Genomic DNA, 17,497 nt, shown 5'->3' with positions numbered 1-17,497 from the left:
TTCATGGATTCACGGCCGCAAATGATGCTGACGGGGATCGTCCTCGACTCCCCGGACGCCCGGGAGCTGGCGGCGTTCTACCACCGGTTGCTGGGCTGGACGGCGACGAAGGACGAGCCCGACTGGGTCATGCTCGGCGCCCCGGGCGGCGGATCGGGGCTCTCCTTCCAGACCGAGAAGAACTACGTGCGCCCGGTCTGGCCGGCCGGACCGGGCGACCAGCAGATGAGCATCCATCTCGACATCCTGGTCGAGGACCTGGACGAGGCGGGCGCGCACGCCGAGAAGGCCGGCGCCACGCTCGCCTCGTTCCAGCCGCAGGAGGACGTCCGGGTCTACCTCGACCCGGACGGGCACCCGTTCTGCCTATACCTCGACTGAGTCGCGCTCTTCGGCCTTCGGCTCGTCCTCGGCCTTCGATTCGTCCTCGGCCTTCGATTCGTCCTCTGTCTTCGACGCGGAGGCCAGCTCGTCGAGGAACGTGCGGGCCCACTCGGCGACATCGTGCGTGCGCAGGTGGCGCTGCATGACCCGCATCCGCCGCTTGAGCTCGGCCGGCTCGGCGCCGACCGCCCGCAGCATCGCGTCCTTGACCCCGTCGGGGTCGTGCGGGTTGCACAGGAACGACTGACGCAGCTCGGTGGCCGCCCCGGCGAACTCGCTGAGCACCAGCGCCCCGCCCGAGTCGCCGCGACAGGCCACGTACTCCTTCGCGACCAGGTTCATGCCGTCGCGCAGCGGGGTCACCATCATGACGTCGGCCGCGACGTACATCGCCGCGAGCTCCTGCCGGCTGTAGGACTGGTGCAGGTAGTGCACGGCCGGCACGCCGACCCGGGCGAACTCGCCGTTGATCCGGCCGACCTCGCGCTCCACCTTGACCCGCAGCGTCTGGTAGTGCTCGACGCGCTCCCGGCTCGGGGTCGCCACCTGCACCATCACGGCGTCGCCGACCTTGAGCTTGCCGTCGGCCAGCAGCTCGCGGAACGCCTTGAGCCGCAGCTCGATGCCCTTGGTGTAGTCGAGCCGGTCGACGCCCAGGATCACGGTCTCGGGGTCGCCGAGCTCGGCCCGGATCTGCTTGGCCCGCGCCTGCACCTGCGGGTCGGCCGCCATCCGCTCCATCTCACGGGTGTCGATGCTGATCGGGAACGCGCCCGCCTTGACCTTGCGGCCGTCCACCTGGATCGACTGGCCCTCATAGCGCAAACCGAGCAAGTGCCGGGCCAGCCGTACGAAGTTCTGCGCCGCGAGCCGCTGCTGGAAGCCGACCAGGTCGGCGCCGAGCAGCCCGCGCAGCACCTCGGCGCGGAAAGGCATCTGCATGAACAGCTCGATCGGCGGGAACGGGATGTGCAGGAAGAACCCGATCTTCAGGTCGGGGCGCAGGTCGCGCAGCAGGGCCGGCACGAGTTGCAGCTGGTAGTCCTGCACCCAGACGGTGGCGCCGTCGTCGGCCACCTCGGCCGCGGCCTCGGCGAAACGCTGGTTCACCACGCGGTACGCCTCGCGCCAGCGCCGCTTGTAGACCGGCGTCTCGACGGCGTCGTGATAGAGCGGCCAGATAGTCGCGTTGGACTGGCCCTCGTAGTACCGCTCCAGCTCCTCGGCGCTCAGAGCCACCGGGTGGATGTGGATGCCTTCGAGGTCGAACGGCTCCGGCGCCTCACCGGTGCCGCCGGCCCAGCCGATCCAGGTGCCGCCGTGCTCGGTCAGGACCGGATGCAGGGCGGTGACCAGGCCGCCCGGACTGGTGCGCCATTGACGCTCCCCGTCCGGAGTGGTGATCTCATCGACGGGAAGACGGTTGGCGACAACGACGAAGGAACTTCGTTCGGCCACGCTGAGTGCACCTCCGGGTCGTTTCTGTTCCCACCCCGAGCCTACGTTGTGTAAGGACTCCGGGCGTGCCCACTCTTGTGCAGCCTCGTTGGACCGGGGTGGCTGCCGGGTGCCATCCTGGGCCGGTGACACCGTCCGACGATCTTTCCCCGCCACGGCGTCCGATCTTCTTCCCTGTGGTCATTGCCACGGTTTTCCTGACGATCATCGGCATCACGGCGGGGTTCGTGCTCGGCGAGCGGGACCGGGGTCGTAACGGTTCCCAGCAGGGCGGCGCCGAAACGTCGGACAGCACGCCGGTCGAGGCCTCGCCGACGGTCACCGGGCCGCTCTGCCCGGACGCGACGCTGGAGACGGCGGGGCAGACCCTGTACCAGGTCCTCAAGATCGTCACGCAGGACGACACCACGGTCTGGATCTGCCAGGACGCCGCGCGCGCCCTCTACTACCAGGGCAAGACCGGCGACAAGCCGCTCAAGCAGCACGACAACGGCCTCTTCCTCTCCGGCGTGCGCAACGTCGGCGACGGCGAATACGAGGTGTACGACCAGAAGGGCAACCGCTTCGAGATCAGCCGCAAGCAGTTCGCGCTGTATCGCGCGGACGGCAAGCGCGATCAGTCGAGCCCCGTGGTGGAGTCCGAGTAGGGAATCCGGAGCGCCCTCGCGGGGTTGACGTCAGAGGCCGGAAGAGGACCTGGAAAGATAAGCCGTTGCATTCGGCAACCTGTCCGGCACCCATCCAACCGCCCCGCCCGCCACCCATAGGCGGGCTGAAGGCTGACATCAACGATCGCGGAGGTAGGGCGCACCGTGGCCCAGTTCATTTACGTCCTGGAGAAGGCGCGCAAAGCGCACGGCGACAAGGTCGTGCTCGACAACGTGACGCTGAACTTCCTGCCGGGCGCCAAGATCGGCGTGGTGGGTCCGAACGGCGCCGGTAAGTCCAGCCTTCTCAAGATCATGGCGGGGCTCGACATGCCCAGCAACGGCGAGGCCCGGCTCATGCCCGGCTACACCGTCGGCATGCTGGCGCAGGAGCCGCCGCTCAACGACGCGAAGACCGTCCTCGGCAACATCGAGGAGGCGGTCGCCGAGACGAAGGCGAAGCTCGAGCGATTCAACAAGATCGCCGAGCAGATGGCGACCGACTACTCCGACGAGCTGATGGAGGAGATGGGCAAGCTCCAGGAGCAGCTCGACCACGCCGACGCGTGGGACGTCGACTCGCAGCTCGAGCTGGCCATGGACGCGCTGCGCTGCCCGCCGCCGGACGCGGACGTCACCCTGCTCTCCGGTGGTGAGCGCCGCCGGGTCGCGCTGTGCAAGCTGCTGCTGCAGGCGCCCGATCTGCTGCTGCTCGACGAGCCCACCAACCACCTCGACGCCGAGAGCGTGAGCTGGCTGGAGCAGCACCTGGCGAAGTACGCGGGCACGGTCATCGCCATCACCCACGACCGGTACTTCCTGGACAACGTGGCGAACTGGATTCTCGAGCTCGACCGTGGCCGGGCTTACCCGTACGAGGGCAACTACTCGACGTACCTGGACAAGAAGGCCCAGCGTCTGGCCGTCGAGGGTCGCAAGGACGCCAAGCTCAAGCGGCGCCTCACCGAGGAGCTCGAGTGGGTGCGGTCCAACGCCAAGGCCCGGCAGACCAAGAGCAAGGCGCGTCTCGACCGGTACGAGGAGATGGCGACCGAGGCCGAGAAGACCCGCAAGCTGGACTTCGAGGAGATCCAGATCCCGCCGGGCCCGCGCCTGGGCAACACGGTGATCGAGACCAACGACCTGAGCAAGGGCTTCGACGGGCAGACGCTGATCGGCCACCTGTCGTTCTCGCTGCCGCGCAACGGCATCGTCGGCATCATCGGCCCGAACGGCGTCGGCAAGACCACGCTGTTCAAGACCATCGTCGGGCTCGAGAAGCCCGACGCGGGATCGGTCCGGATCGGCGAGACGGTGCAGTTGTCGTACGTCGATCAGAACCGTTCCGGCCTCGACGGCAGCAAGACCGTGTGGGAGGTCGTCTCGGACGGCCTCGACCACCTCATGGTCGGCAAGGTCGAGATGCCGTCCCGGGCCTACGTGGCGGCGTTCGGTTTCAAGGGCCCCGACCAGCAGAAGCCGGTCAAGGTCCTCTCCGGCGGCGAGCGCAACCGGCTCAACCTCGCGATGACGCTGAAGATCGGCGGCAACGTGATCCTGCTCGACGAGCCGACCAACGACCTCGACGTCGATACGCTGTCGAGCCTGGAGAACGCGCTGCTCGAGTTCCCGGGCTGCGCCGTGGTCATCTCCCACGACCGGATGTTCCTCGACCGGGTCGCCACCCACATGCTCGCGTGGGAGGGGACGGACGAGGAGCCCGACAAGTGGTTCTGGTTCGAGGGCAACTTCGAGGCGTACGAGAAGAACAAGATCGACCGCCTCGGCGCGGATGCCGCCCGGCCGCACCGGGTCACCTACCGCAAGCTCACCCGTGACTGAGAAGTTCCTCTACGACGCGTCCGTGCGCTGGTCCGACATGGACGCGTACGGGCACGTCAACAACGCGCGCTTCCTCACGCTGTACGAGGAGGCGCGCGTTGCCATGTTCTTCGTGGGCGCTCGCGAGCACGGCCTCGGGTCGTTCGAGGAGGGCATCGTGATCGCCCGCCACGAGATCGACTACCTGCGTCCCGTCGACTACGGCGAGCCGGTGCGCATCGAGATGTGGATCTCCGAGCAGCGGGCGGCGTCGTTCACCGTCGCCTACGAGCTGTTCGACGACGGGGTGCTGGCCAGCCGGGCCCGGTCGGTCTGCGTGCCGTACAACCTGTCGAACGGGCACCCGCGCCGGCTCAGCCCGGAGGAGCGCGAGTTCCTGCGTCCCTACCTGGCCGCATGACCTCCCACGGCCTCACCGGTGTGCCCGACGCCGGCGCCTTCCTCGCCCGGCTGACCCGCCTCGATCCTTCCGCTCCGGTGCGGCTTCGGGCATCGGGCGGGCGTACGGCGTTGTGGGCACGCCTGCCGTGGGACGTGCTGGTCACCCGCGAGGTCGCCGGGCGCGGGCCGGACGACGCCACGGTCTCGGCCGCCGAGCTGCTGGGGGTGCTGGCCGAGGGCGGTGATCGGCTGCCCACCCGGCGCGATGCGGCGTGGCGCTGGCCGCTGCCGCCGGCCGCGGGGGAGACTGTCGAGACCGTGTCGGCGGCCGAGCTCGCTCGCCTCGCCGCCGCGGCGGCCGGAACGTTGCGCGAGGTTTCCGCCGGTGGGCTCTCGGGCCGGTCGGTCGGGCAGCGGGCGGTGCGCGACGCGCTGCTCGACCATGTCGCGCTGGTCGTCACGCCGACCGGCGGCGAGCCCGTGGAGGTCTCGCAGCGACTCGTTCAGGCGATCTCCCGAATGGGTTTCCTGGGTCCCGAAGGCGCCGATGTGCCGGACACTAGGGTGCGAGTAGCCGGGCGCTGGGTGGGTCTTTCGGCACCATATGGAGTCGCCTGGCTACAGGCAGTCACAAAATTGACCGTTATGCCTATAGGTAGTCACCCGAACGGGTGATGCCGCATCGGACAACCGGTTGCGCCCTCCCGTTGGGGGGATGACCTCCGCGACCTGTACGGGTACCGTCGGCCCTCGGATCCACTCGCTACGTCCGGCGGTGGGTCTGCTGGGGAGTGAGGTGCGCAACGATGCCGTGGTGGTCATGGCGTCCGGGTTCGGCCGCGGGTAACCCGCCGGACACCGACGGGGATTCAGCGGTGCGCAGCACCGTTCGGGTAGGGGTTCCGGCGCAGCGCGAGCCGAGCCGGATGGTGGTTCCCTCCGAGGTGAAGCCGGAGGAGACCGAGCAGCAGATCGCGGCGGTGACGCTGGCGCGCATCGGCAAGGCGCTCGACATGCTCGACATCCGGTTCCTGGCCGACGGCGGCGGCAGCCTGCTGGCGATGTGGGAGCGGCACGCGGTGCTGTTCACCCTCGAGGGCCCCGACGACGAGATCCTGGTGATGCGCGCCCGGCCGCACTCGACGGTGCCGCCGGACTGGGCCGACCGGGCCTACCGCGTGGTCAACGAGTGGAACCACACCCGCCGCTTCTGCAAGGCTTATGTGGGCGACCCGACCGAGCGAGGCCAGCTCCCCATCTACGCCGAGCTCCAGGTCCCGCTGGCCGCCGGCTGCCACGACGCCTTGCTCGTGGAGATGCTCGACTGCGGCGCAGCGGTGGCGACATCGTTCGTCGACTGGTTGCACGACGAGGGCGCCCTGCTCTGAGAACGACGGCGCCGCCGCCCACCAGGTCGGATGGGCGACGGCGCTCTTTGCTGTGCTCATTCGGTCGGGTGGGCGCATCGACCCCCGCCCTCGTCACGGGTCCCCACCCTCGTCACTGGGTGGGGCGGAGGTTAGGGCCCGGGTGTGACACTTTTCCCCGGTTGTCCCCCCAAGCCGACGCCGCGACGGTCTTCGCGTTCGTCGCGGTCCCGGCTCTCGTCGCGGTCCCGGCTCTCGTCGCGGTCCCGGCTCTCGTCGCGGTCCCGGCTCTCGTCGCGGTCCCGGCTCTCGTCGCGGTCCCGGCCCTCGTCACGGTCCCCACCCTCGTCACTGGGTGGGGCGGAGGTTAGGGCCCGGGTATGACACTTTTCCCGCGCTGTCCCCAAGCCGACGCCGCGCCGGTCCGGGCCCTCCCCGCGATCCCCGCCCTCGTCACGGTCCCCACCCACGTCACTGGGTGGGGCAGAGATTAGGGCCCGGCTACGACACATTTCCCGGACTGTCCCCAGGCGGCGCGTCCGCGTAAGCAGAGCGAAGCGAAGCAACCTCAGAGCGAAGCACCCTCAGAGCGGAAACATGCCCACACGCCCGTGGTACTCGCGGCCGAGCTGGTCCGTGTCCGAGCCGACCAGCAGGCCGTGCGGCACGACCTGGAAGACGCGCACGCCCACGCCGCGCGCGCGGGTCGGGTTCCAGGCCAGGGCGCGGCCCGTCGTCGGGCTGACGGCGCCGATGCCGGGGCGGGCGACCGCGCCGGGGCCGGGGCCCTTCGCGTCGGTGCCGTACGGGTTGTCGAAGTAGCGCTGGTGGCCGCCCAGGTAGACGGCGGTGCCGGTGACCGCAACCGCGTAGAGCGAGTCGCCGCCGGTGCGCTGCACCCACGTCGGGTTGTGCCGGCCGGTGCCGCCCGTCTCGAAGCGCGCCGCCGAGTCGCAGAGGCGGTCGGGCGACGAGGCGCGGCCGGTCGCGGCCACCACGAAGTAGGCGCCGTCGGGGGAGAACTTCACCTGACGCAGGTACGTGTCGAAGCCCTTCATGCACGCCGGCTTGTAGGCGTCGGTGTACCAGCTGGTCAGCGCCGCGGTGGAGCCGGAGACGTCGAACATCGCGATCTGCGTGCGGTCGTAGCTGCCGGACTTGAGCAGGGCGCCGACCGCGACCAGCCGCCGGCCGTCGGGGGAGATGTCGAAGTGCTCGACCCGGGTCCGGCTCAGGCCGGGCGCGGTCAGGCGGGCGTCGAAGCCGGTGTCCACGGCGCCGGTGACGGCGTTCATCCGGGCCAGCGCGGCGCGGTTCACCCCGTTGATCGCCGAGAACGTGCCGCCCGCGTAGAGGAAGCTGCCGCGGGTGGAGAGCGCGCGTACGTCGCCCCAGTTGATCTTTGCGCCGAAGGAGGAGACTCGCTGGCCGGAGAGGGTGATCCGGGCCAGGCCGCGCTGCTCGGCGCCGTTCACCGACTTGAACGCGCCGCCGGCGTAGACCGTGTCGTCGGCGCCGGGCGCCAGCGAGTAGACGGCGCCGTCCAGGGAGGGGGCGAACGGGCGGATCTCGCCGTCGGAGAGCCCGAAGGCAAAGATGTTCTTCCGGGCGTACGTGTTCTTGCGGCTGCTGTCGGCGACCTTGGTGAACGCCCCGCCCACCACCACGGTGTCGCCGACCACCGCCATGCTCCAGACGGTGCCGTCGAGCACGTGCGGGGTCCAGTCGACCGGGTTGGCCGACACGATCGAGGCCTGGGCCGGATCGGCCTCGGCGGGATGGGCGCAGGCGACGGCGGCTGCGACGAGTACGGCGGCGGCGAGCAGGCGACGCATGCGGGCGGCTCCAAGTCGATGATCGGCGAGTTGCTTCCCTCACAACGAGTCATCGAGCGCCGGAGAAACGCTCACTCCATGTGGTTGACCATGAAGTAGGCCGCACGCTCCAGGTAATCCCAGAGCGCGGTCCGGTACGGCTCCGGCAGTTCCAGCGAGTCGACGGCGTCGCGCATGTGCGTCAGCCAGGCGTCGCGGGCGGCCGGATCGACCTTGAACGGGGCGTGCCGCATGCGCAGGCGCGGGTGGCCGCGGGTCGCCGAGTACGTGTTCGGGCCGCCCCAGTACTGGATCAGGAAAAGCGTGAGCCGGTCGGCCGCCGGACCGAGATCCGCCTCGGGATACATCGGCCGCAGCAGCGGGTCGGCCGCCACGCCCTCGTAGAACCGGTCGACGAGCCGGCGGAAGGTGGGCTCGCCGCCGATCGCGTCGTAGAGGGTGGTCTCGTCCGGTGCGGGTGCGGTCACCGGTCCATCCTGCCAGGCGCTCAGGAGCTCTCGGATGTGACGCTCGTCGTGGCGGCGTGGTGCGGCTTGTACGACTTGGACGCGGCCGTGGTCTCGCCCGGCGCCGTCGCAGCGTGATGCGGTTTATAAGAGACGGCCGCGGTGCCAGAGGGTGGCATGGTGGCCGCCGCCGCCTCGATGGCGGTCTCGAACTCCCCGTCGCTCGGCCAGCGCGCGACCAGGCCGCCCATCACGGCGGTGCCGGCGATGCTGATCGCGCCCACCACCAGCGGCAGCCAGAAGAAGTCGGCCAGCACGCCGCTGACGATCACGCCGGCGAACTGGCTGAGCTGCATGCCCATCTGGACCACGCCGTACGCCCGGGCCCGGTAGCCGTGCGGGATCATCAGCACGAACTTGCCGTTGAGCGTCGGCGACAGGCCGCCCTGCGCGATGCCGGAGAGCGCCACCAGGACGGCGGCCCAGACCGGCGGTGGCCCGGCGATCACCGGCACCAGCACGAGCGTGCTCAGCACCGCGTACGGCCGAATGAGTTTGTTGCGGGTGGCCGGCGCGGCGAGGCGGGTGGTGAGCAGGCCGCCGATCACGAAGCCGATCGGCCCGGCCGCCATGATCAGGCCCTGGTCGAGACCGCGGGTGGTCGGGTCGGTGCTGCCCTGGGCCGCCCACGCCGCCGCCAGCGCCTCGGGGGCGACCGCGAACAGGCTCATGAGACAGACCAGGACGGCGATCGAGCGCAGCACCCGCCGGCCGAGGACCAGCTTGAAGCCCTCTGCCGACTCACGGAGCAGATGGGTGCGCTGGGCCCGGCTGCGGGCCGCGGGCCGTGGGCGTACGCCGGTCGCGATGAACGCCGCCGAGAGGGCGAAGGTCAGCACGTCGACGCCGAGCGCGAGCCGCGGGCTGATCACGGTGGCGATCGTGGCGCCGACCAGGTAGCCGAAGACCTGGGCGGCCTGGGAGGTGGTCTGGTTGATCGCGATCGCCGTGGGCAGCTTCTCCCGGCCGACCAGGTGCGGCAGCAGGGCCGAGCGGGCCGACTGGGTGGGCGGCATGCCGAGGCTGGCGATGAAGATCAGCAGGACCATCGCCCAGATGGGCATGTGCGGCACGATCAACAGCGCGGTGGGTACGAGCCGGAAGAGATCGGCGGAGATCAGCACGCGACGGTACGGGTACCGCTCGGCCAGCGCGGAAAGAACGGTTCCGCCCAGGATCCACGGGAGGAAGCTGGCGGCGAAGGCGGCCGCCGAGAGCAGCACCGATTGGCTCTGCTGATAGACCAGCAGGGTCACGGCCGCCTTGGAGAGGTAATCGCCGACCCAGTTGACGAGCAGCGACGAATAGATCGCTCGATACTCGCCGACGGCGAAGACATCCCGGAATGTGACCGTTCGGTCGCTTTCCGTCACCGTTTTGGCCGGTTCGGCCTTGCGGGCGGGGTCCTCGGACACCAGTCCTCCATCGATCGGTCGGTCGCCGGATCGCGGCGACCGCCGGACACGCCCGCGGGGGCGAACCCGACGGGAACGTGATGCCGCATGTGCAGATGCTCAAGCGGATTCTGCCCGATCGTCCGAGTCGATGCTAGGGCGTACGGGCGGATTGTCGGCCGTTCGGATGAGTGCCGCCATCCCCCGGACGAACTAATCCCAGCTCAGGTGGCGCCGCCGGGCTCGTCCTGCGGTTCGTACCGCTGGGGCGCGATCGGGGGCACCGCGGAGCGCGGAATCAATCGAGAAGCGGCGATGCGTTCGGAGAGTCCGGCCAGGTCCATGGCCTCGGTCAGCGCGCGGCGCAGCTCCCGCTGGACCACCACCTGACCGTCCGCGGTGGTCTTCGCGATCGTCCGGATCACCGCGCCGTCCACGGTGAGCTGCTCGACGCCGATCACGTCCGGCGGCTCGAGGAACTCGGTCTGATGCTCGGGCGACTCGGCGACGGCGGAGGCCGCCCGGCGGAGCACGCCGATCGCCTCCTCCGAGTTGATGAAGCCGATCGGGATGTCGATCACCACGAGCGACCAGCCCTGGCTCTTGTTGCCGACCCGCACGATCTCGCCGTTGCGGATGTACCAGAGCACGCCGCGCATGTCGCGAACGGTGGTGATCCGCAGGCCGACCGTGTCGACGACGCCGACGGCCTCGCCCAGGTCGACCGTGTCGCCGACGCCGTACTGGTCCTCCAGCAGCATGAACAGGCCCGCTATCAGGTCCTTGACCAGGCTCTGCGCGCCGAAGCCGAGGGCCACGCCGACGATGCCGGCGCTGGCCAGCAGCGGGCCGAGGTTGAAGCCGAGCTCACCGAAGACCAGCAGCGCGGCCATCGTGAAGACCACCGCGGTGACGAAGCTGCGCAGCACCGAGCCGATCGCCTCGGCCCGCTGCCGTCGCCGTTCGGGGATGAACTGCCCCTCCTCGGCGGTCTGCGCGGTGCGCTCCTTGAGCGGCTTGAGCAGGGCCGGCATCGACGCCCGGGTGGTGCTGTTGGTGAGCCGCTTGATCGCCCGGTGCAGCAGCCAGCGGATCAGCAGCGCGGCCAGGACGATCCCGAGGATCCGCAGCGGCTTGACGATGACCCAGTAGCTCGAGTTGGCCAGCCACTGGTTGCCCGTCCACTCGAAGACGCGACTGCACACCACGTCGGTGTCGCAGATCTTCGTTACGTCGATCGAGGCGAAGACGCTCGGGCTCGGCGACGTCGAGGGGCCGGGGGATGGGTCGAGAAGTAACACGGAGAGCCACCGTACCGGGCGAACCTGGGGCGCCTTTCAGGTGTCACACAGCGCACAGACCTCAGACGTTTACCGTCCCGCTACGGATTGCGCTCGCAATTTGCTCATCCATCAGGGACTATTGGCGCACGGACCACGGACACCGACAGACCGGGAGCGGTTGGTAGCACCTACCGGAGGGTGATCACGATGCCTGACATACGACCGACAGTGGGCTCATCCGCGTTAGTTCTAAACGCCACGTACGAGCCGCTGTGCGTCGTATCAGTGCGTCGAGCGACCATCCTCGTCCTGACCGCCAAGGCGGAGTGCGTCTCCGACGGCGATGGCATTCTCCACAGCGTCCACCAAAACCTCCCGGTTCCGTCGGTGGTTCGCCTCACCCGGTACGTGAAGGTGCCGTACCGCACGCATGTCGGCCTCTCCCGCCGCGCGATCTTCGCCCGGGACGGCGGCCGGTGCGCCTACTGCCGCGGGTCGGCCGAGACGATCGACCACGTGTTCCCGCGCAGCCGCGGCGGGCTGCACGCCTGGGAGAACGTGGTGGCGGCCTGCGCCAAGTGCAACCACAGCAAGGGCGACAAGACCCCGGCCGAGCTCGGATGGCGGTTGCACCAGATACCAGCGGCGCCACGTGGGGTGGCCTGGCGGGTCCTCGGACACCGCACGCCCGACCCCCGTTGGGCCGACTGGCTCGACCTACCGGCCGCCCCGGCAGAGACTGCCGAGGCGGCCTAACTGTTTCTGGAGCCGGTCAGGCGGTCTTGCGCGTGCTGACCAGCGAGGCGAAGACGACGATGTTGTCGGCGTAGCCGGTGCCGCCGCCGACCCAACTGCCGCCGCAGGTCATCAGGCGCAGCGAGGGACGGCTGAAATCCCCGTACACGCGCTGGACCGGCAGTTTGCCCTTGTTGAAGTGCTCGACCGAGTTCACCTCGAAGACCGCCACGGAGTTGTCGGCCCGCAGCACCTCGATCTTCTGGCCCGGCTTGAGCTTGGGCAGGTTGTAGAAGACCGACGGGCCGGTGCGGGTGTCGGCGTGCCCGACGATCAGCGCCGGGCCGAACTGCCCGGGCGTAGGCCCGCCGTCGAACCAGCCGGCCTCGTTGTGCCGTTTCAGCGGCGGCACGTCGACCGAGCCGTCGGTGGCCAGCCCCACGTCGAGGATCGGCGCCTCCACCTTGATCGACGGAATCGTCAGCCGCTCGGGGCGGCTCGGGTCGAGCACCGGGAACGAGCGCGGCGGCGGCTCGTCGGCCGCCTTGCGCTCGAACATCGCGGGCAGGTCGATGCTGGTCGCGGCGCCGATGCCCATGGCCACCAGGAACAGGCCGAGGAAGATCAGCACCAGCACGATCAGCCCGATCGGCCGCGGTCGCTTGCCGCGGACCGGCCGGGGCGGGTACTTGGGCTTGGACCGCGGGTGCGGCAGCCGGAAGTGCGGTCGTCCGGGCGCGGCCGGGGTCGGCGGCAGCGGGCCGGTGATGGTGCCGGGCGGCGGCGCGACGATCTCGGCGGGCTGCTTGCGGCGCACGGCGTCGGGCACTCGCGAGCCGGTCGCCGGCGACTGCTGGGGAGCCACGGGCGGCCTCAGCCGAGGCGGCGACGTCGCAGGGTCACCAGTCCGAGTGCTAAGCCGGCCCCGAAGACGAGCAGGCCGCTGCCGATGAGCATGGGCGCGTACCGCTCGGGCGCGGTGCCGCCCCCGCCGGTGGCCGGTCCCTTGGCCGGTTCCACCTTCGCCACCACGTGCAGCGTGGCCGAGGCCGTCTTCTTGTCGGGGCAGTGCAGGTCGATGCGGTAGTCGCCGGGCTTCGTGCCCGCCGGCACCCGCACGGTCGCGGTCAGCAGCCCGTACTGCGGGTTGACCGTCACCGTGCCGAACAGCGACGAGGTGACCGAGGCCGCCTTGAGGTTGTCGTCGCAGGAGGCGCGCAGGCCGAACTCGTCGCCGACCGGCACGGTGCTCGGGTTGACCTCGAGGTAGATCGACGCGGCCCGCGCCGCCGGAGCGTCGAGGAACAGGACGAACAGGCCCACGAGGAGCGCCGCCAGGGCGGCGGGGACGGACAGGCGCATGGAATCCCCTCCCTGCCGTTCGCGGGCACGAAGCTACGAACGGCGCGTGTGGGTGATTTTCGCACCTCCAAGCCATTTCCGCGTAGATCCCTACGGCGTGAGACCCCGGGTTCGAGACCCGACGACCCGGCACGACCTGCTCTCCGCTACCGTGACGTTGTTCGGATCAACGGGAATTCAGGCGCCTGGGGGCGTTGAGGTTGTTGTCGATATCAGAAACCGTCCTGATCTACGTGATCATCCCGGCGGGTGTCATCCTTGTGGTGGCGGCGCTCGTCTTCGCGGGCAGCGACCGCGGGCGTAAGACCCGCCGGTATCGCCCGGGCCGGCCGTACGACTTCCAGCCGATCTGGTTCCTGGCGTCGCCGGAGCAGGTCAGCATCGCGGCCGACACCTCCGCGCGCCGGGCTCTCGAGGGGCCGATCCTCGAGGACAGCGCCGGCAAGCGGGTTCTCCCCGGTCCTGTAGGAGGCGCAAGTGACAGTTGGTGACGTGGGGCACGAACAGCCGCTGACCGCGCTCGACCACCCCGGCGGCGACACCCCGGCGCCGCACGACGCGGTGACCGACGGCCCGTTCACGATCCGCCAGCTGCTGCGTCTCGACGAGGCGCTGCGGATGGCCGACTCGCAGACCGGGCTGACGTTCAGCGTCTACATCGGCGAGATCGAGATCCCGACCCGCGAGTCGGCGGAGAAGCTGCACAAGCAGATCGAGAACTCGGCGCACGCCGTGCTCATCGCGGTGTCGCCGAACCAGCGCCGGCTCGAGATCGTGACCGGCAACGAGGCCCGCAAGCGCATCTCCGACCGGGACGCGAAGCTGGCCGGACTGTCGATGGCCGCGGCCTTCGCGGGCGGCGACCTGGCGGGCGGTGTCCTGTCCGGCATCGACCAGCTCGCCTCGCACGCCGGCCGCCACTGAGCAAACCCGCCGGCCGGCACTGAGCAAACACGCCGGCCGCCACCGAGCAGAACCACGCAAAAGGCTCTCGCCCGTACGGGATGAGGGCCTTTTGTCATGTGCAAGAACGGACCGAATCCCGGCAGCGGCAACGCTCGGTGAGTAGGCTGGCACTCCGCGGTGATGGAGGTGGTCCGTTTGGTGGCGACCAGTCAGGTGGCTGGCACTCCGCCCCGGTGGAGCGCGCCGGAGGCCGAGTGGACCGAACCCGACCTGCATCTCTTCCCGCAGGACGGGCATCGGTACGAGATCGTCGACGGCTGCCTGCACGCGGCGCCCCCGCCGCCCGAGTCGCACGAAGCGGTCGTCCGCGGCATCGTGACGACGTTGCGCTCGGCCGCGCCGCCCGGCTGGTGGGTGTGCGACCGGCTGGGGATCGAGATCGGTGAGAGCAACCTGGTGCCCGACGTCGTCGTGCTGCGCCCGCGCTCGTCCGGCGCCATCTGGAGCGACCCGGCCGACGTGGCGCTGGTGGTCGAGGTGGAGACGCCGGCCACCCGCCGCTACGACCGCATTCTCAAGCCGACGTTGTACGCCGAGGCGGGCATCCACGCGTTCTGGCGGGTCGAGCCGGGGCGGGTCACGCCGTTCCTGCGCACGTACATCCTGAGCGGCGAGCGGTACCGCCCCGATCAAAGCGTCGAGGGCGCCGAGCCGATCAAGCTCGACGCCCCCTTCCCGGTCCGGATCGCCCCGGCCGCGTGGATCTAGGCCGCTGCTGAGTCGCGGGCGCGCGCCTTGAGGGCCCGCACCACGCCGTCGCGGCCCTCGGCCACGAGCCGCCGCAGCGACGCCGGCTGCCCGTCCCGCGCCAGCCACGCGTCGGTGAGCGCGATCGTCTGCTCGCTGATCTGGTAGACGGGGTAGCCGAGCATCACGAACTCCTGCGCCGGCTCGCTGTCCGAGCGCGCCCACACGTCGGCCACCACGTCGAAGAACTTCTCCGCGTACGGCGCGGTCAGCTCCACCTGCTTGACGCTCTGGAAGCCGGTCAGCAGCGAGCGGTTGAGCCAGTTCGGCACGCCGGCCTCGCTGGTCAGCTCCGCCCAGACGGCCGCCTTGTTGTCCGCCGTCGGGATCAGCGACCGGGCGACCGCCGCCTCCCGCTCGCCGCTCGCGGTGCGGTCGGTGGCCAGCTCGTCCTCGATCTCGTCGAGCGTGGCGGCGCCCAGCGAGGCCAGCGCCTGCAGCAGGTTCCACCGCAGCTCGGTGTCGACGACCAGGCCCTCGGGCACCTCGGAACCGGAGAGCCAGCCGCGCAGCACGGCCTGCTCGTCGGGGGTACGGGCCGAGCTGATGAACGACCGCGCCCAGCTCAGCTGCCAGCCGCTGCCCGGCTCGGCGGTGGCCAGCGAGTCGCGGGACAGCTGGGCGAGCTTGGCCCAGCCGGTCGGCTGCCAGGCCGGGTCGGCGTACTGCGCGATCGCGCTCGACGCCTGCCGGACCGTCCAGGTGGTGAGGTTGATGTCGGTCTCCCGGGGCAGGCCCGAGCAGACCAGCGTGACGTAGTCGCGGGCGGCCAGCTCGGCGTCGCGCAGCATGTCCCACGCCGCGTTCCAGACCAGGGCCCGGGCCAGCGAGGAGTCGATGCCGGCGATGTGGTTGACCACGGTCGCCATCGAGCGCTCATCGAGGCGGAGTTTCGTGTACGAGAGGTCGTCGTCATTGAGCAGCAGGACATCCGCGGCCGGGACGCCGGCCAGCGCCCGGATCTCGGTGCTCTCGCCGGTCACGTCCAGCTCCAGCAGGTCGCGGCGCACGAGCCGGTCGCCCTGGAGGTCGTAGAGGCCGACCCCGATGCGGTGGGTGCGCAGCGTCGGGTAGTCGGCCGGGGCCTCCTGCCGGACGACCACGCTCGCGTACGTGCCGTCGGCGCCGATCTCGACCAGCGGGCGCAGGGTGTTGACCTGGGCGGTCTCGAGCCACTGGGCGGCGAACTTGCGCAGCTCGCGGCCGGACGCGGCCTCCAGCTCGACCAGCAGGTCGTCGAACGTCGCGTTGCCCCACGCGTGCTTGGCGAAGTAGGCCCGCAAGCCGGTGAGGAACGAGTCGAGACCGACGTAGGCGACCAGCTGCTTGATCACGCCGGCGCCCTTGGCGTACGTGATGCCGTCGAAGTTGACCTCTACCGCCTCGAGGTCCGGCATCTCGCAGTAGACCGGGTGGGTCGAGGAGAGCTGGTCCTGCCGGTAGCCCCAGCTCTTGCGCACCGAGAGGAACGTCGTCCAGGCGTCGGTGAAGCGGGTGGCCTTGGAGTTGCACCAGTGGCTGGCCCACTCGGCGAACGACTCGTTCAGCCACAGGTCGTTCCACCAGCGCATGGTGACGAGGTCGCCGAACCACATGTGGGCGAGCTCGTGCAGGATCGTGTTCGCCCGCTGCTCGTATTCGAAGTCGGTGACCTGCGACCGGAAGATGTAGTGCGCCTCGGCGTGCGTGACGCAGCCGAAGTTCTCCATCGCGCCGGCGTTGAAGTCGGGCACCCACAGCTGGTCGTACTTCGCCAGCGGGTAGCGCACCCCGAATTGCTCGTGGAAGAAGTCGAAGCCCTGCTTGGTGATCAGGAACAGGTCTTCCGGGTCGAGGTACTGCGCCATCGAGGCCCGGCAGTAGGCGCCGAGCGAGATGCCGTCGTGCTCGTCGCGGACCTCGGTGTACGGCCCGGCGCAGATCGCCGTGATGTAGGTGCTCATCCGCGGCGACGTCTCGAAGCGCACCGTCTTGGCGCCCGGGCCGGCCTGCTCCTCGCGGTCGACCGGCATGTTCGAGACGACCTTCCAGTGCTTCGGCACCGTGGCCCGCCAGGTGAACACGCTCTTGAGGTCGGGCTGGTCGAAGCAGGCGAACACGCGCTGGGCGTCGGCCGTCTCGAACTGGCTGTATAGGTAGATCTCCTTGTCGACCGGGTCGAGGCTGCGCTGCAGGCCCTGACCGCTCGCCGAGTAGGCGAAGTCGGCGTCGACCACCAGCTCGTTCACGGCGGCGAGCCCGGTGAGCGTGAGGCCCCGCTCGGCGCTGAACCCGGCCAGGTCGAGCGGCGCGCCGTTGAGCGTGGCCGACCGCACCGAGGCCGCGGCGGTCTCGATGAACGTCACGGCGCCCGGTTCGGCGCACCGGAACGTGACGACCGTCGTGGAGCGGAAGGTGCCGTCGCCCGGATTGCCATACCCGTCGGTCAGGTCCAACGCGATGTCGTATCCGGTCACCTCGAGCAGGCGGGCGCGATCGGCGGCCTCCACCTGTGTCAAGTTTCGAACTCCGGCCACAGCCACTCTCCTTCAGAGCGCACGAGCTTTTCCTCGTCAGACTATGCGTCCGGTGCGTGGCGTACCTCACCCGG

The 17,497-nt window shown here is 70.0% G+C and carries 19 protein-coding genes; 11 read left to right on the top strand and 8 right to left on the bottom strand.

The window, feature by feature from the left end:
* Positions 1–3: 3 nt before the first annotated feature.
* Positions 4–381, top strand: a complete 378-nt coding sequence (locus tag ACZ6TB_RS46995) for a VOC family protein (RefSeq protein ID WP_465567802.1) — start codon at positions 4–6, stop codon at positions 379–381.
* Here ACZ6TB_RS46995 and ACZ6TB_RS46990 read toward each other — a convergent pair.
* Complete coding sequence (locus ACZ6TB_RS46990) at positions 367–1,842, bottom strand: alpha,alpha-trehalose-phosphate synthase (UDP-forming) (RefSeq protein WP_465567799.1); 1,476 nt, start codon at positions 1,840–1,842, stop codon at positions 367–369. The genes ACZ6TB_RS46995 and ACZ6TB_RS46990 overlap by 15 nt on opposite strands.
* A 176-nt stretch (positions 1,843–2,018) precedes the next feature.
* Here ACZ6TB_RS46990 and ACZ6TB_RS46985 point away from each other — a divergent pair, with 176 nt between their 5' ends.
* The 6 genes from ACZ6TB_RS46985 (at position 2,019) to ACZ6TB_RS46960 (ending at position 6,450) form a co-directional block, all read left to right on the top strand.
* Positions 2,019–2,489: a hypothetical protein gene (locus ACZ6TB_RS46985; protein WP_465567796.1), complete on the top strand. Its 471-nt coding sequence runs from the start codon at positions 2,019–2,021 to the stop codon at positions 2,487–2,489.
* Between the two features lie 165 nt (positions 2,490–2,654).
* Entirely contained in the window at positions 2,655–4,331 is a 1,677-nt protein-coding gene (ettA, locus tag ACZ6TB_RS46980; protein ID WP_465567793.1) for an energy-dependent translational throttle protein EttA, read from the top strand.
* Complete coding sequence (locus ACZ6TB_RS46975) at positions 4,324–4,731, top strand: acyl-CoA thioesterase (protein ID WP_465567790.1); 408 nt, start codon at positions 4,324–4,326, stop codon at positions 4,729–4,731. Before ettA ends, ACZ6TB_RS46975 begins: the two co-directional genes overlap by 8 nt.
* Positions 4,728–5,387 carry a DUF8185 domain-containing protein gene (locus tag ACZ6TB_RS46970; protein ID WP_465567787.1) on the top strand — a complete coding sequence of 220 codons (660 nt, stop codon included), beginning with the start codon at positions 4,728–4,730 and terminating at the stop codon, positions 5,385–5,387. The genes ACZ6TB_RS46975 and ACZ6TB_RS46970 overlap by 4 nt, the downstream gene beginning before the upstream one ends.
* A 131-nt stretch (positions 5,388–5,518) precedes the next feature.
* Complete coding sequence (locus ACZ6TB_RS46965) at positions 5,519–6,100, top strand: type III secretion system chaperone family protein (RefSeq protein WP_465567785.1); 582 nt, start codon at positions 5,519–5,521, stop codon at positions 6,098–6,100.
* Between the two features lie 161 nt (positions 6,101–6,261).
* The gene (locus ACZ6TB_RS46960; RefSeq protein ID WP_465567782.1) at positions 6,262–6,450 is read left to right on the top strand and encodes a hypothetical protein; all 189 of its coding nucleotides are present in this window, start codon (positions 6,262–6,264) and stop codon (positions 6,448–6,450) included.
* A 213-nt stretch (positions 6,451–6,663) separates the two neighbouring features.
* On the opposite strand, the gene ACZ6TB_RS46955 is transcribed toward ACZ6TB_RS46960, so the two are convergent.
* From ACZ6TB_RS46955 to ACZ6TB_RS46940, 4 genes are all read right to left on the bottom strand, one after another.
* Positions 6,664–7,914, bottom strand: a complete 1,251-nt coding sequence (locus ACZ6TB_RS46955) for a delta-60 repeat domain-containing protein (protein WP_465567780.1) — start codon at positions 7,912–7,914, stop codon at positions 6,664–6,666.
* A 71-nt stretch (positions 7,915–7,985) separates the two neighbouring features.
* Complete coding sequence (locus ACZ6TB_RS46950; protein ID WP_465567777.1) at positions 7,986–8,381, bottom strand: globin; 396 nt, start codon at positions 8,379–8,381, stop codon at positions 7,986–7,988.
* A 20-nt stretch (positions 8,382–8,401) separates the two neighbouring features.
* A complete protein-coding gene (locus ACZ6TB_RS46945) occupies positions 8,402–9,835 on the bottom strand; it encodes an MFS transporter (RefSeq protein WP_465567775.1) in 1,434 nt (477 codons plus the stop codon).
* A 203-nt stretch (positions 9,836–10,038) separates the two neighbouring features.
* Entirely contained in the window at positions 10,039–11,115 is a 1,077-nt protein-coding gene (locus ACZ6TB_RS46940; RefSeq protein ID WP_465567773.1) for a mechanosensitive ion channel family protein, read from the bottom strand.
* 189 nt (positions 11,116–11,304) lie between these two features.
* Here ACZ6TB_RS46940 and ACZ6TB_RS46935 point away from each other — a divergent pair, with 189 nt between their 5' ends.
* Positions 11,305–11,853: an HNH endonuclease gene (locus ACZ6TB_RS46935; RefSeq protein ID WP_465567770.1), complete on the top strand. Its 549-nt coding sequence runs from the start codon at positions 11,305–11,307 to the stop codon at positions 11,851–11,853.
* Positions 11,854–11,869: 16 nt separating this feature from the next.
* On the opposite strand, the gene ACZ6TB_RS46930 is transcribed toward ACZ6TB_RS46935, so the two are convergent.
* Both ACZ6TB_RS46930 and ACZ6TB_RS46925 read right to left on the bottom strand, forming a co-directional pair.
* Positions 11,870–12,697 (bottom strand): class F sortase, encoded by an 828-nt coding sequence (locus ACZ6TB_RS46930; RefSeq protein ID WP_465567767.1) that lies wholly within the window; start codon positions 12,695–12,697, stop codon positions 11,870–11,872.
* 8 nt (positions 12,698–12,705) lie between these two features.
* On the bottom strand, positions 12,706–13,194 hold the full coding sequence (locus ACZ6TB_RS46925; RefSeq protein ID WP_465567765.1) for a hypothetical protein: 489 nt from the start codon (positions 13,192–13,194) through the stop codon (positions 12,706–12,708).
* A 203-nt stretch (positions 13,195–13,397) separates the two neighbouring features.
* Here ACZ6TB_RS46925 and ctaJ point away from each other — a divergent pair, with 203 nt between their 5' ends.
* From ctaJ to ACZ6TB_RS46910, 3 genes are all read left to right on the top strand, one after another.
* Positions 13,398–13,685 carry an aa3-type cytochrome oxidase subunit CtaJ gene (ctaJ, locus tag ACZ6TB_RS46920; protein ID WP_465567762.1) on the top strand — a complete coding sequence of 96 codons (288 nt, stop codon included), beginning with the start codon at positions 13,398–13,400 and terminating at the stop codon, positions 13,683–13,685.
* A gap of 19 nt (positions 13,686–13,704) precedes the next feature.
* Positions 13,705–14,118 (top strand): DUF5130 family protein, encoded by a 414-nt coding sequence (locus tag ACZ6TB_RS46915; RefSeq protein ID WP_465567856.1) that lies wholly within the window; start codon positions 13,705–13,707, stop codon positions 14,116–14,118.
* Between the two features lie 162 nt (positions 14,119–14,280).
* Positions 14,281–14,868: a Uma2 family endonuclease gene (locus tag ACZ6TB_RS46910; RefSeq protein ID WP_465567759.1), complete on the top strand. Its 588-nt coding sequence runs from the start codon at positions 14,281–14,283 to the stop codon at positions 14,866–14,868.
* On the opposite strand, the gene pepN is transcribed toward ACZ6TB_RS46910, so the two are convergent.
* Positions 14,865–17,423 carry an aminopeptidase N gene (gene pepN, locus ACZ6TB_RS46905; RefSeq protein WP_465567756.1) on the bottom strand — a complete coding sequence of 853 codons (2,559 nt, stop codon included), beginning with the start codon at positions 17,421–17,423 and terminating at the stop codon, positions 14,865–14,867. The two genes, ACZ6TB_RS46910 and pepN, sit on opposite strands and share 4 nt — an antisense overlap.
* Positions 17,424–17,497 lie beyond the last annotated feature (74 nt).

The sequence above is a fragment of the Actinoplanes sp. NPDC051537 genome (genome assembly GCF_055586105.1).
This window is presented reverse-complemented; position numbering and strand designations above follow the sequence as displayed.